The 14,023-nt window shown below is 73.2% G+C and carries 10 protein-coding genes; 6 read left to right on the top strand and 4 right to left on the bottom strand.

Annotation, left to right across the window (positions count from 1 at the left end):
- Window positions 1-542 precede the first annotated feature (542 nt).
- On the bottom strand, window positions 543-3,473 hold the full coding sequence (locus Ade02nite_RS40075; protein WP_203775424.1) for an NACHT domain-containing protein: 2,931 nt from the start codon (window positions 3,471-3,473) through the stop codon (window positions 543-545).
- A gap of 25 nt (window positions 3,474-3,498) precedes the next feature.
- Window positions 3,499-4,587 carry an esterase-like activity of phytase family protein gene (locus tag Ade02nite_RS40080; protein ID WP_203775426.1) on the bottom strand — a complete coding sequence of 363 codons (1,089 nt, stop codon included), beginning with the start codon at window positions 4,585-4,587 and terminating at the stop codon, window positions 3,499-3,501.
- A gap of 202 nt (window positions 4,588-4,789) precedes the next feature.
- Between Ade02nite_RS40080 and Ade02nite_RS40085 the strand changes: the two genes are divergently transcribed.
- From Ade02nite_RS40085 to Ade02nite_RS40095, 3 genes are read left to right on the top strand one after another with little or no spacing between them, the layout of a single operon-like run.
- The gene (locus Ade02nite_RS40085; protein WP_239169393.1) at window positions 4,790-5,716 is read left to right on the top strand and encodes a sigma factor-like helix-turn-helix DNA-binding protein; all 927 of its coding nucleotides are present in this window, start codon (window positions 4,790-4,792) and stop codon (window positions 5,714-5,716) included.
- A gap of 60 nt (window positions 5,717-5,776) precedes the next feature.
- Window positions 5,777-6,610 (top strand): ion transporter, encoded by an 834-nt coding sequence (locus tag Ade02nite_RS40090; RefSeq protein ID WP_203775428.1) that lies wholly within the window; start codon window positions 5,777-5,779, stop codon window positions 6,608-6,610.
- A gap of 4 nt (window positions 6,611-6,614) precedes the next feature.
- Window positions 6,615-7,901 carry a hemolysin family protein gene (locus Ade02nite_RS40095; protein WP_203775431.1) on the top strand — a complete coding sequence of 429 codons (1,287 nt, stop codon included), beginning with the start codon at window positions 6,615-6,617 and terminating at the stop codon, window positions 7,899-7,901.
- On the opposite strand, the gene Ade02nite_RS40100 is transcribed toward Ade02nite_RS40095, so the two are convergent.
- Window positions 7,849-10,071, bottom strand: coding sequence for a molybdopterin oxidoreductase family protein (locus tag Ade02nite_RS40100; RefSeq protein WP_239169394.1), 2,223 nt, complete (start codon window positions 10,069-10,071; stop codon window positions 7,849-7,851). The genes Ade02nite_RS40095 and Ade02nite_RS40100 overlap by 53 nt on opposite strands.
- Before the next feature lie 65 nt (window positions 10,072-10,136).
- On the opposite strand from Ade02nite_RS40100, the gene Ade02nite_RS40105 reads away from it, so the two are divergent.
- The 3 genes from Ade02nite_RS40105 (at window position 10,137) to Ade02nite_RS40115 (ending at window position 13,817) form a co-directional block, all read left to right on the top strand.
- A complete protein-coding gene (locus Ade02nite_RS40105; protein WP_203775435.1) occupies window positions 10,137-12,698 on the top strand; it encodes a dienelactone hydrolase family protein in 2,562 nt (853 codons plus the stop codon).
- 5 nt (window positions 12,699-12,703) lie between these two features.
- Window positions 12,704-12,913, top strand: coding sequence for a dodecin (locus Ade02nite_RS40110; protein WP_203775437.1), 210 nt, complete (start codon window positions 12,704-12,706; stop codon window positions 12,911-12,913).
- Window positions 12,914-13,013: 100 nt separating this feature from the next.
- The gene (locus Ade02nite_RS40115) at window positions 13,014-13,817 is read left to right on the top strand and encodes a universal stress protein (RefSeq protein WP_203775439.1); all 804 of its coding nucleotides are present in this window, start codon (window positions 13,014-13,016) and stop codon (window positions 13,815-13,817) included.
- Here the strand turns inward: Ade02nite_RS40115 and Ade02nite_RS40120 are convergent.
- A complete protein-coding gene (locus Ade02nite_RS40120; protein ID WP_203775441.1) occupies window positions 13,801-14,016 on the bottom strand; it encodes a hypothetical protein in 216 nt (71 codons plus the stop codon). The two genes, Ade02nite_RS40115 and Ade02nite_RS40120, sit on opposite strands and share 17 nt — an antisense overlap.
- Window positions 14,017-14,023: the final 7 nt, after the last annotated feature.

Genomic DNA, 14,023 nt, shown 5'->3' on the forward strand with positions numbered 1-14,023 from the left:
CCTGCACCATTGTGACGCGAAAATCCAAGATCGTGCCGGGGCCTGTGGACAACGGGGGCTGTGGGCGGCGGGGGCTGTGGATAACGCAGCGGAGGGCGCGGCAGTGCGGTGCGTGCATGGCGCGGGTGCGGTGAGGGCGGCGCCGTTGTGGAGGGTGGAGCCGTTGTGGAGGACGGGGTGTTGCGGAGGCCAGGGCGTTGTGGAAGGGCGACGCGCTGTGGAGGGGCGGGGTGTTGTGGAGGGGCGGCGGGTTGTGGACGGCGGGGTGTTGTGGAGGGGCGGCGGGTTGTGGAGGGCAGGGCGTTGTGGAGGGGCGGTGCGTTTTGGACGGCGCGGTGTTGTGGACGGCGGCGGGGTGTGGACGGCGCGGTGTTGTGGACGGCGGCGGGTTGCGGACGGTGGGGTGTTGTGGAGGGGCGGCGCGTTGTGGAGGGCAGGGCGTTGTAGACGGCGGGGTGCGGTCGCGGGCGCGGGACTGCGAACAACGGCATGTGGGGACAACGGCCGGGCGCTGACGAAGGCGCCCCGCGACAGTGCGGCCGTCAGCGGACCGTGATCTCCAGGTGGGTGGCGCGCCGGGCCTCGGCGAGGACGTCCGGCCGTACCGAGTCAAGGGTCAAATGCGTCAAAGCCGGCAACCCCAGCAAACCCTGCACCGTCTCGGGGTGGTGGGCTGTCACGTGGGTGAGGTGGGGCAGGGTGGCGAGGGCCGACAGCTCCGCGGAGTCCGGTGCGCCGACGAACTCCACCGAGCGCAGGGAACGGAACTGGTCCACGCCGAGCAGGTTGCGGTCGGTCGGGCGGTTCTCGACCACCAGGGAGGTCAGTGGCAGGTCGCCGGGCAGGGCGTGCAGGCCGGCCGACACGCCGCGGTCGCGCAGGACCAGGCGGGTGATGGGGGCGCCGGCCAGGGTGCGCAGGGAGGCGTTCATCAGGTAGAGGCGCAGCTCCGACAGGCCGGTGCGGCACAGCGGTGACAGGTCGCGCAACATCGGGCAGCTTGCCAGGTGCAGGACGCGCAACTCGCGGGCGGCCGTCAGGGGGCTGAGGTCGCGCAGCACCGTGTTCTGCAGGAGTTCGAGGCGGCGCAGGTTGGGGATCGCGGCCAGGGGGTCCAGCGGGGTCAGGTCGCCGCGGCACGAGACCGTCGACAGGCGGCGCAGGTGGCGCAGGTACTGCACCCGGGACCAGCGCTGGATGTCGAGGCGGCGGTCGCCGAAGTCGACGTCGGCGAGGACCTCCGTCGCGTACCGCTCGGGGTCGTCGGAGACCCGCCAGGCGCGCAGCAGCTCGTCGATGACCAGGGCCTGGTCGATCGTGGTGAAGCGGGCGATGGTGTCGCGGGCGCCCTCGCCGCCGATCAGCGCCGCCGTGCGGACCACGCCCGCGGCCTGCTCGTCGTCGAGGCCCTCGGGGCCGGGCAGCAGTTCCAGCACGAACGGGCCCGCGCGGGCCAGCAGCTCGGCGTCGTCGAGGCTGGCGGGCGGGATCAGGCGGCGCGCCGCCTGGTGCACCTGGTCGCGGATCTCGTCGCTCTCGGTCACGTCGGCCTGGGCCAGGCACGCGGCCGCCAGCAGGCGCAGGCGGTCGTGCACGGCGGGCCGTTCGCGGGCGGCCGCGTTGCCGCGCAGCAGGTCACCGAGGATGCGCTCGCGCTCGACCGGGCGGGCGTGCGCGACCGCCATCACCACCACGTCGTGCCACGGGTCCAGGTGGGCGTTCTCGACGAGCAGGCCCAGGTCGCCGGCGTCGACGACCTCCTTCGCGGCCAGGTAGTCGCGGAACGTGCGGTGCACGAACTGGATCTGCCCGTCGTACACCTCGCGGAGCAGCCCGGTGCGCTCCAGCGTGCGCTGCAGCACCGCCTCGGGCTCGGCGTGCTCGGGCCGGATGCCGCGCATCGCGTGCCGGATGCGGTGCACGGCCTCGCCGCGCGGCAGCAGGATGTCCTGGTTCTTGACGAGCGAATAGGCCAGGCGCTGGAGGATGACGACCTGCTCCTCCATGCTCAGGGCGGGGCTCTGGTCCAGCCGTACGCCGCGGCGCTCGTCCCAGCGCAGGAGCAGCAGCTCCAGGGCCGCGTCATAGAGGCTCTTGCGGTCGCGCGGCAGGTGCATGTGCCGGTCCTGATAGAGCGCGCAGATCAGGCCCGCCAGCAACGGGTTCGCGGCCAGCCGCCGCAGCTCGGGGCGGGTCGCGATGAGCTCGCCGAGCTCGCGCCGGCAGGAGTCGAGCCACTCGGACATGCCCGGCTCGTCGCCGTACTCCTCCTGGGCGGCCTCGTGCCAGCGCGCGAGGAAGTCCTGGATGCCCTGGGCGCTGAGCGACAGCAGGTCGAACGGGACGAAGTCGTGCTCGGCGAGCCAGTCCTCGTCGATCGCCGGCGGGCGGCTCGTGACGACGTACCGCGACTCGGGGTAGGCCTCGGCCAGGTCGGCGATCCAGGCGCGGACGGCCTCGCGCCGCTCCGGCGGCACCTCGTCGATGCCGTCGATCAGCAGCAGGCCCTGACCGGCGGCGAGGCGGCGGCTGGCCCACCCCGGGGGCATCTCCCCGGCGATGTGGCGGCCGATGATCGTGGGCAGTTCCTCGGGCGCCGGCAGGGGACGGCCGTCCTGGGCGTACTGGCGCAGCGGCACGAAGAACGGGACCTGCCCGTGCGTGGAGGCGGCGAGCCATTGCAGCAGCGTCGTCTTGCCGGCTCCCGCCCCGGCGCGGATCACCACGCGCGGGTTGTCGGCGAGGGCGTTGGCCACGTCGATGCCGACACCGGTCAGGCCCTCCTCATCGTCGTCGGAGGCGCCGCGGGCCACCGCCAGGGACACGTATTTGTCGAACGTGTGCCGGCGCGGGCGGCGGCTGCGGGTGACGCCGAAGAGCTCGAACCGGCCGAGCCGCTGGGCGACGACCTCGGCGTACCGGGCGGTGAAGGCACTGTCGACGTCCGGCGGGCCGGTGTGGGCCACGGTCCGGTTGTCGAGGCTGCCGCGGTTGTTGAGACTGCCGAGGATGCGCATCTGCACGAGCCGGTCGAAGCCCGGCTGGAGCTGGAGCGCGGAGAGCAGGTTGGTGCAGGTCAGGCCGATGATCTGCCGGTACGCGGCCTCACCCTCGGCGCCCAGGCCGAACTGGTGGAGGCTGTCCGTGCCGCGGGACTCGACGTGCCGGGCCAGCCGGGCCGCGTCCAGCTCGAGGTCGAAGACCAGGTCGAGGTCCACCTCGGCGACGGTCAGCGAGTGGCCGGCGGCCTCCACGGCGGCGTCCCACTCGTGCGCCGCAAGCTCGCGGAGCTCGCCGCCGCGCAGGGTGGCCAGGCCGCGGCGGGTGGAATCCAGGGCGCGGCGGACCTCCCGGGTGCTGATCTGGGCAGGGGGCTGCCGGCGCCGGCGCAGATCGAACAGGAACTCGCTGGTGAGTCCCTGCACGATCTGGCCGGCGACGCCGAGAAGGGCGACGAAGATGGTGTCAGTCATCGTCCTCCACAGTAAACAGAGGCCGCTATCGGCGGGTGCCGTAGCGCAGCAGGTGGAACTGGGTGCCGGCGGTGCCGAAGTTGTCGTCGGTGACCGCCACGATCGAGCGGCCGCCGTCGGCCAGGCGCGGGCCCCACGTGATGCCCTCGACGTTGTCGGCCTCGGGGAACTCGAAGAGCAGCTTCTTCGGCATGGCCTTCTCGGTGCCGGTCAGCGCGGCGCGACCGGCGGCGTTGGTGGCGCCGCGGGTCGTCGTCCAGAAGACCTGGATGGTGAAGCCGACGCCGCCCGCGTAGCTGCGCTCGACGGCCAGGAAGTCCGTCTTGTCGATGGCGAGCAGGTCGGTGAGGCCGCGGTCGGCGTACGGGTTGGCCGGGTCGGTCGGCGCGTGCGCGATCGGGCTGACCGGGTAGACGTACTCGGCGCGCGCCTTGCCCGAGGCGCGGTCGAGCACCAGGACCCGCGACTTGCTGCCGTGGGTGAGGGTGGCGGCCGGGCCGTCCTGCACGAGCGCGTTCTCCGTCGCGGTGACGAGCGAGCGGCCGTCCGCGGACACGGTGAGCGACTCCAGTGCCAGGTTGTTGCGCACGCCGTTGGTGGCACTGGGCCGGTAGGCGTCCGGCAGGCGGTACTCGCGGCGGAAGGTGCCGTCGCGCGAGGTCTCCCGCACGAACGGCGGCAGCCCGGTCGACGCGGCGCCCTCACTGGTCCACGCCAGACGGTCGGTGCCAGGCAGTTCGCGTACGGCCTCGGGGTCGACCGTGCCGTTGGCGAACGCCTGGCCGTTGGTGTCGCGCAGCGTCGTCACGCCGGTGACGACCGGCGCGGTGACCGCGAAGCCGCGGCGGGTCAGCGGCAGCCGCAGGGTGTAATAGCGTGCCGGGGCGAGCGCGGACCGGTCGTCGCTGATCGCCACGTAGCGGCCGCTGGCCGGGTCGTAGTCGATGCCGGAGATGCCGCCGAACGGCGTGCCGAACTGCTGGCTCGCCGGCACCACGAGGGAGTCCAGCAGGGACAGCGACGGCGAGGCGCCCGCGGGGTGGGCGAGCGCGGGTGAGGCGGCGAGCACGCCACCGGCCACGACGGCGGCGGCGAGGGACAGACGTCGGATCATCTGCCCTTTGTAGGCACGCGACGTGTCCGGCGGGCGGACTCCGGGCGAAGAATCCGCGCCGTCCGGGCAACCGTTGCGGCGGGCCGGCGCGTTACCGCGGTGACGAAGGGGGAATCGATGCGCGCGGACGCGGAGCGCGAGTACGTCGAGTACGCGAGCGCCGGCCTGCCCCGGTTGCAGCGGCTGGCGTACACGTTGTGCGGTGACGTCCACCGCGCCGCGGCAGCGGGCCGTGCTGGTGCTGCGCTTCGTCTACGACCTGCCGGTCGGCGAGGTGGCCGAACTGCTCGACTGCACCGACGGCACGGTCAAGAGCCAGAGCGCCAAGGGCTTGGCCAAGATGCGGCACCTGCTCACCGAGCCCGTGACCGTCCAGAGGAGGACCACCGCGGTGGACCCGACGGGCCGCTTCATCGCCGGCGCGGTGCAGGGCTCGGAGGAGACCGGCGAACAGGGCAAGGCCCTCCTCTGGGACGGCGGGACCCTGCGGGAACTGCCCGTCGCCGGCTTCGCGCCGGCCCCGCTCGGCGTCAATGTGCACGGCACGGTCGTCGGCAGCGTGACCCGCGACCATCGGCTCGTCGGCTGGGCGTACGAGAACGGGAAGGTCCGGGTCCTGCCCGCGCCCGCGGGCAGCGACGTGACCGCCAACGCCGTCAACCAGCGCGGCGACATCGTCGGCGTCATCCGCGGCGCGGACAAGGTGAGCAGGGCCGCGTTCTGGCTGGCCGCCGCCCGCTTCGGCCCCGGCAGCGCCATCGCGATCGCCGGCGACTGGATCGTGGGCACCTCCGGCCCGGCGCGCTCCGACGGTGTCATTGCCGCGGCCCGCATCGGCCCCAACGCGGCCGGCCAGGCCGTCCGCTGGAACACCGGCGACCACAGCCCGGAAGTGATCCCCGGCATCGCCGTCGCCGGCACCACCGAGGCGGGCGACGCGGCCGGCGTCACCACCCGCACGGAGCCTTCCCCGCCCTACCGCGTGGCCACGCTCGCCGGCCGGCCGCTGCCGCACCTGAGCCCCGGCCGCAACTACGACGTGGCCACCGCCGTCAGCGCCGACGGCCGCGTCGTCGCCGGCGAGGAGCTCGGCGACAAGGCCACCCGGCCGATCGTCTGGCACTGCTGACTCCCGGCGGGGACGCCCGGTTCGTGCCCGGGCGTCCCCGATGTCTTACGCTTCCCGGCGATGACGCGTACCGCCCTTCTCTGCAGCCGCCTGGTGGCGGCGTCCTGGTTCAACCTCGCCGGCTTCGCCGTCATCGTGGTCAACGCCCTCACCCTCGGCCTGGAGACCTACGAGCCGGTGGTCGCGGCGGCGGGCGGGTGGCTGCACGCGATCGAGTACGCCTGTGTCGCGTACTTCGCGGTGGAGCTGCTGATCCGGTTCGGGGCCTCGCGCACGCGGTTCTTCCGGGACGGATGGAACGTGTTCGACCTGCTGATCGTCGCCGCGCCGCTGCTGCCCGGAGTGCGCGAGAACGTGACGCTGCTGCGGCTGTTGCGGCTGGCGCGCATCGTGCGGACGTTCCGGTTCTTCCCGAGCCTGCGCGTCATCCTGGTCGGCATCCGGCGCAGCCTGCCGGGCCTCGGCAGCTTCCTGCTGGTGACGGTGGTGCTGCTCTACGGGTACGCGATTCTGGGCTGGATGATGTTCGGCGACGCCTATCCCGAGCGCTACGGCACGGTCGGCCAGGCGATGCTGACGCTGTTCCTGCTGTTGTCGCTCGACGGCATCACCGACACGCTCCAGGCCGGCCGCGAGGTCACCGAGTGGGCCGTCCTCTACTACGTGTCGTACATGGTCGCCGCCTGCTACCTGCTCACCAACCTGCTCGTCGGCGTCGTGCTGACCGCCCTCCAGGAGGCGCACGACGAGAACCGCGGCGCCAAGGCCGCCGAGCCGCCCCTGAACGAGCAACTCGCGCGGCTGCACCTGCTCATCGGCGAGCTGGAGCGACGCTTGCCACAGGAAAACCTGCCGGGTCCGCGAACGGCGGAGCGGGAACTGCTGAAAGACTGACGCCGTGGGCAGCTACGGATGGCAGATCGTTCTCGTCGTTTTCCTCGTGCTGCTCAACGCTGCCTTCTCGGGCAGCGAGATGGCGCTCATCTCGCTGCGGGACAGCCAGTTGCAGCGCCTCGAGCGCCGCTCGCGCACCGGGGCGACGCTGGCGAAGCTGGCCCGCGACCCCAACCGGTTCCTCGCGACGATCCAGATCGGCATCACGCTCGCCGGCTTCCTGGCGTCGGCGTCGGCGGCCGTGTCGCTCGCCAAGCCGCTCACCGGGCCGCTCGGCTTTCTCGGGTCGGCCGCCGAGCCGGTGGCGATCGTGCTGGTCACCATCGTGCTGACCTTCTTCACGCTGGTGGTGGGCGAGCTCGCGCCCAAGCGGATCGCGATGCAGCGGGCCGAGGGCTGGGCGCTCATGGTGGCCCGCCCGCTCGACGTGCTGTCCGGGCTGTCGCGGCCGGTGGTCTGGCTGCTGGGCAAGTCCACCGACGTTCTCGTACGCCTGACCGGCGTGGACCCGAACGCGACGCGCGAGGAGGTGACCACCGAGGAGATCCGCGACCTGGTGACCCAGCAGCAGGAGTTCACGCCGGAGCAGCGCACGATCATCAGCGGCGCCTTCGAGATCGCCGACCGGGTGCTGCGCGAGATCCTCGTCCCGCGCCGCGACGTGCTCGTGATCCCGGCCGACCTGCCCGCCCACGACGCGCTCGCCCGGCTGGTCGCCGGCGGCCACTCGCGCGCGCCGGTGACCGGGCCGATGGGCCTCGACGACGTGCTCGGCGTGACCCACCTGCGCGACCTGATCGACGCGCGCGGCCCGGTGCGCGACCACATGTTCGACGCGCTCTTCCTGCCCGAGAGCCTCAAGGTCTCCGACGCGATGATGCAGATGCGCGGGCAGCGCCAGCAGCTGGCCATGGTGGTCGACGAGCGCGGCGCCATCGACGGCATCGTGACGATGGAGGACCTGGTCGAGGAGGTGGTCGGCGAGATCTACGACGAGACCGACCGCGACGTGCAGGCGGTGGTCCGCGAGGCCGACGGCGCCCTGCTGATGCCCGGCACGTTCCCCATCCACGACCTGCCCGACGTCGGCATCGACATCGAGCACCTCGAGGACGGCGACTACACCACCGTGGCCGGGCTGGTGCTGTCGAAGCTCGGCCACATCCCGACCGCGCCCGGCGAGACCGTGACCGTCGAGGGCGCCACCGCCGAGGTCACCCGCGTCGCCGGCCGCGCGATCACCGAGATCCGCTGGCGGAAACCGGCTTCAGCTCCACAGGAATCCCGTTGAGCACGCTGTTGCCGCTGAGCGGGTCGACGGTGAGCTCGTCGGTGAGCACGTTGGAGTTGACGCCCGGATGCTCGGCGGCGACCCGCATCCGGGTGCCGGGCAGCCCGTGCCCCCAGCCGTGCGGCAGGCTCACCACCCCCGGCATCACCTGATCGGTCACCTCCACCGTCGCGCACAGCATGCCGGCCCGCGAGGTCACCTGCGCCTGCTCGCCGTCGCCGAGCCCGAGCCGCGCGGCGTCGGCCGGATTGACCTGCAGCGTGCAGCGGTCGCGGCCCTTCACCAGCGCCGGCACGTTGTGCATCCAGCTGTTGTTGGACCGCAGGTGCCGCCGGCCGATCAGCACCAGGTCGTCGCGGCGCCGGTCGCGGGACGCGCGCAGCCGGGCGGTCTCGGCGACCATCGGCTCGGGGCACAGCTCGACCGTCGCGCTCGGCGTGCGCAGCACCTCGGGGATGCGGGGCCGCAGCGGGCCGAGGTCGACGCCGTGCGGGTTGTCGACGAGCTTCTTCAAGGTCAACCCCTCCGGGTGTACGCCGAAAAGGTCGCCGTAGGCGCCGGTGCGCACTGCGACGTCGAGCAGGCGCTCGGCCGGATGGTCGCCGCCGACCTCGGCCCGCAGCGCGTCCACGTCGCGCCCCAACGGGCCCGCGGCCTTCTCGAGCAGCCGGGTCAGCATCTGCTCGTGCACGGCGGCCGGCTCGGTGTCGCTGCCGTCGATGATCGTGGTGAGGCGGGCGAGGATGTCGCACTCGTCGAGGGCGCCCGGGTCGGCGGGCAGCACCGCGGGGGAGTAGGCCGCGAAATTGCGCACCGCCAGCGCCAGGAACGAGAAGTCGTAGTGACCCTTTCGGGTTGCCGTGGACGGCGGCAGGATCACGTCGGCGTGGCGGGTCGTCTCGTTCAGATAGGGGTCGACGCTCACCATGAAGTCGAGCCCGGCGAGCGCCCGGTCGAGCCGGCCGCTGTTCGGCGTGGACAGCACCGGGTTGCCGGCGATGGTGACGAACGCGCGCACCTGCCCGTCGCCCGGCGTCTCGATCTCGTCGGCGAGCGTGGCGACCGGCAGCTCGCCCTTCACCTCGGGCAGCCCGCGCACCCGGCTGTGCCAGCGCCCGGTGCGGAAGCCCTTGCCGCCGGGGCGCGACTGCGGCCGCAGGTGGGCGGCGAGCGGGAACATCACGCCGCCGGGCCGGTCGAGGTTGCCGGTCAGCACGTTGACCACGTCGATCAGCCAGCTCGTCAGCGTGCCGAACTCGACAGTGCACGTGCCGATCCGGCCGTAGACGGCGGCGCTCGGCGCGGCGGCCAGCTCCCGCGCCAGCCCCCGGATGCGCTCGGCGGGGATGCCGCACGCGGCCGCCGCGAGCTCCGGCGGGAAGTCGCGCGCGAGGTCTCGTACGGCGTCGGCGCCTGAGACGTGCGGGCCCGGCTCGGCCAGGCCCTCGGCGAAGAGCGTGTGCACGATGCCGAAGAGCAGGTGCGCGTCGGCGCCGGGCCGGATGAACAGATGCTCGTCGGCGTGCTCGGCCGTGCGGGTGCGGCGCGGGTCGACCACCAGGAAGCGCCCGCCGCGCCGCTGGATCGCGCGCAGCCGGCCCGGGAAGTCGGCCGCGGTGGCGAGGCTGCCGTTGGACTCCCACGGGTTGGCGCCGAGCAGGAGCAGCAGGTCGGTGCGGTCGAGGTCGGGCACCGGGATGGCGAGCGGGTTGCCGAACAGGTAGCCGCACGACACGTGCTTGGGCATCTGGTCGACGGTGCTCGCCGAGAACGTGTTCTTGCTGCCGAGCGCCCGCACGAGCGGCGACACGTAGAGGCCGCCGGCCATGGTGTGCACGTTCGGGTTGCCGAGATAGACGGCGACGGCGTCCCGGCCGTGCGCCTCGAGGACCGGCCGCAGCCCGGCGCGGACCGCCTCGAACGCCTCCGCCCAGCTCACCTCGACGTGCCGGCCGTCGCGCCGCACGAGCGGGCGGCGCAACCGGTCGGGGTCGTCGTCGAGTGTGCCGAACGTGGCGCCTTTGGGGCAGACGAAGCCGTGGCTGAAGACGTGCTCGCGGTCGCCGCGGGCCGCCACCACCCGGTCGGCGGAGATGGTGAGCTCCAGGCCGCAGGCGGCCTCACAGAGGGGGCAGGTCCGGTACGCGGTGCGCGTCGTCGCGTCAGCCATCGTGTCATGGTGCCATGTTTCGACGATCATCGAGCTGGTTGCGGGTGTGAGATAGACACACTTGCATGCGAAGAATTCTGACGGCGGCGGCGGTCGCCGTGACACTTGTCGTGGGGGCCGCCGGCAGCGCGGTCGCCGTGCCACCGGTGGCCGCGGACCCGGGCGGAGGCTGGTCCGTTGTGGACGGCAGGCTCACCTGGCGCTCCGCCGAGCGGGTGCCGATGGGCGACGCGGCGGTCGAGTTCTGGTCGGGCGACCGGATGCTCGGCCGGGCGAGGCCGCATCCGGACGAAAGAACGTTCACCCTTTCGGGAGTGGCCCCCGGCCCGCTGCACTCGCTGTCGGCGCGGGCCGCGGGCAAGCGCATCGACGTCGCCCCGCCCCGCTCGTCGCGCAAGGCCGCCGCGCTGCCGCCGGCCGCCCCGCCGGCCGCCGGCGGCGCCGACCCCGGGCTGCCCGGCCCGTACCGCACGGCCACCTCGGAATACGACCTGGCGCCGGTGCAGCTCGAATACCCCGAGAAGGTGGAGACGAAGGCCGTCGTCGTGGCGCCCGTCGGCGCCTCGGGCAAGCGGCCGCTCGCGCTCTTCCTGCACGGCCGGCACTCCGTTTGCTACCAGGGGCAGAGCGACGACGTACCGCAGCAATGGCCCTGCCCGGAGGGCACCCTGCCGATCCCGAGCCATCGCGGCTATCTGCAGGCGCAGCAACTGCTCGCCTCGCAGGGCTACCTGACCGTCTCCGTCTCGGCGAACGGCATCAACGGGCAGGACTGGGCCAGCGAGGACGGCGGCGCGCAGGCCCGTGCCGAGCTGATCCGGCACCACCTCGCGCTGCTCGCGAAGGACCCCCGCGCCGATCTCGGCAAGGTGTTGCTGGTGGGCCATTCCCGCGGGGGCGAGGGCGTCAACCGGGCCGCGATGGCGCCCGACCCGCGCTGGACCGTCCGGGGGCTGCTGATGATCGGGCCGACCCTGTTCGGCCACAACCCCGTGCCGGACGTGCCGTCGGCGACGATCCTGCCGGGCTGCGACGGCGACGTCTTCGACCTGCAGGGCCAGATGTACGTGGACGAGACGCGCGGCGTGAGCCGCGGCAAGGCGCTGCACAGCGCGCTCTACATGGTCGGCGCGAACCACAACTACTTCAACACCGAGTGGACGCCGGGACAGTCGGCGGCCCCGTCGTGGGACGACTTCCCCAGCGACCAGGTCCAGGACGCGGTCTGCTCGCCCGGGACGCCGACGCGGCTCACCGCGGCACAGCAGCAGAAGGCCGGCGCCACCTACATCGCGGCCGCCGCTCGCGTCTTCGTCCAGGACGACGACCGGGTGCTGCCGCTGCTCGACGGCGGCGGGGTGCGGGCGCCCTCCGCCGGCCCGGCCCGGGTGCTGAGCCACGCGCTCGGCGGCAATCGAAGCCCGGTGCTGCTCCCGGCGCCGGACGTGCGCGGCGTGCGGATCTGTGAGCAGGTCACCGACGTCGCCGCGCGCTCGTGCCTCGACCCCGACGACATCAACTCGCGGATCGGGCACTTCACCACCTTCGGGCCGGTCGTTCCCGAGCCGGGGCGCTACGCGGCCGACCTGAGGTGGACGTCCGCCGGCAAGCCGCAGCGGGCCGTGCTGCCCCGGCCGGTGCGGGCCGAGACCGGCAGGCTGGCGCTGCGGGTGATCGTCCCGCCGAACAGCACGGGCACGGCGTTCGGCGTCTCGGCCGTGCTGGCCGGCGGACGGCGGGTCGCGCTCGGCGACGTACGGCTCGACGGGCTGCCCGGCACCGAGCTGACCACCTCGTACTGGGCGCAGGAGGTCCGCCTGACGGTGCCGCCGCTGCCGGTGACCGCGCTGGAGTTCACGCCGCGCACGGGATCCGGCCGGGCCATCGTGCTCGACGCGTGGGCGTACGGCGAAGGCACCCCGCCACCCGGCAGCGTGAGCCTGCCGCAGCTCGACGTCGGCACCCTCGACGTCGTCGAGGGCGACTCGGGCAGCCGGACCTACCAGGTCCCGGTGACCGTCAGCGGGCGCGGCGCCGGGCAGGTGCGGTTCTTCCTGGTCGACGCGGTGTCGTTCGAGGTGACCCGGACCTGGCTGGTCACCGTGGACCGGTCGGTGAGCGTGCCGGTCACGGTCACCGGCGACGAGATGTACGGCGACGGCGAGGGTCAGTACCTGCTCGCCAAGGCCGAGCGCGGCTTCCAGATCCGCGACTACATCGGCGGCGTCACGGTCGAGAACGACGACCCCGAGCCGGTGATCAGCGCGGCCGTCCGGTCGGTGCGCGTGGCCGAGGGCGGCGCGTTGAGCTGGGAGCTGGGCCTGTCGGCGCCGGTCGAGACGCCGTACGTGGTGGGAGCCCAGCCGGAGCCACCGGCGAGCGGCGCCGAGCTGTCCAGCACGGACGTCGACCCGGTGTGGTTCCAGGACGTGGCCTGGGAGGACCCCGAGCCGTCGCGGCCGCTCTCGTCGACGGCCGCGCTGCCGTGGGTGTTCTTCGAACCGGGCACCGCGACCGGCTCGCTGGTGGTGCCGACGATCGCCGACGCGCTGGCCGAGCCGGACGAGTCGGTCGAGCTGCACGTGACACCGGACCTTGTGCTGACCGGAACGGTGAGCGGAAGCTGAGCGGCATGACCAACCACGTGTACCGGCTCAGTGAGGTCGTGGGCAGCAGCCCGACCAGCGTCGACGACGCGATCCGTACCGCCATCCGCAAGGCGAACCAGACGGTGCGCAACATCGAGTGGTTCGAGACCCAGGAGATCCGCGGCCAGGTGGTGGACGGCGACGTCGCCCACTATCAGGTACGCCTGAAGATCGGCTTCCGGGTGGAGGACTGACGGGTTCGGGGGGCGGCGGCTGTCGCCCCTTGAACACGCCCTTGAAAACCCCTGCCCGCGGGGTGACGCTGAGATCTGGCGACGCGAGGGAGGGGCGGCCGTGAACAAGACGAAGGTAGTGGTCGGCGTCGACGGATCCGCCGGGTCCCTGGCGGCGGTGCGGTGGGCCGCCAGGGAGGCCCGGATGCGCGAGGCGGAGCTGCGGGTGCTGATCGCGCGCCACCGCCACGAGTCCTTCGCCTTCGACGCCCGCAAGGACGACACGGCCGGCGCGGTGCACACCGCGGTGCAGCAGGCCCGTGCCGCCGCACCCGGAGTGGAGGTGCGAGCGCTCGCGCTCACCGGATACGCGGTGCCCGTGCTGGTGCACGCGGCCGAGGACGCCGCCCTCGTGGTCGTCGGCAGCCACGGCGACCGGGGGTTCTTCGGCCAGGCGCACGGCACGGTCTGCGGCCAGGTCGCCACGCAGGCGCAGTCCTCGGTGGTCGTCGTGCGCGGTGCCTTCCCCGAGGACGGGCCGGTGGTGGTCGGTGTCAACGACGACCCGGGCGCCGGCACGATCATCGGGCGGGCGTTCGACGAGGCGGCGATGCGCGGCGTGCCGCTGGTCGCGGTCACCGCGCACGACCAGGGCAGCCCGCGGGTGACGGCGGCCGCCGAGGAGGCGCTCGGCGCCGAGATCGACCTCCAGCTCGACCCGTGGCGCGAGAAGTATCCCCAGGTACGGGCCACCCGCGAGGTGATCGGCGGGCGTCCCGACAAGGTGCTGGTGCAGCGCTGCCGCCAGGCTCAGCTGGTGGTCGTCGGGCCGCGCCGGCACGGCTACGAGGGCGTGCTGCTCGGCCCGGTCGGCACCCGGCTGCTCCAGCGGGCCGAGTGCCCGGTGCTCATCGCCCGCGCCTGATCGCCTGCGCGCGCAGGATCTGGCGGATCTCGTGGGTCTGCCCGTCGGGATAGGTGTCGAGCACCGCGTAGAGCTCGTTGAGCTCGGCATGGCTCGTGTATGAGGCGAGCTCAGCGGCCAGCCGCCGCCGGCGCCGATGGTTCGCGCGCCGCAGCAGGTAGTCGCACCGGAAGATCAGCAGGCGGGTTCGCAGCTCCATTGCCACT

It is taken from the genome of Paractinoplanes deccanensis (assembly GCF_016862115.1).
Lineage (GTDB): Bacteria > Actinomycetota > Actinomycetes > Mycobacteriales > Micromonosporaceae > Actinoplanes > Actinoplanes deccanensis.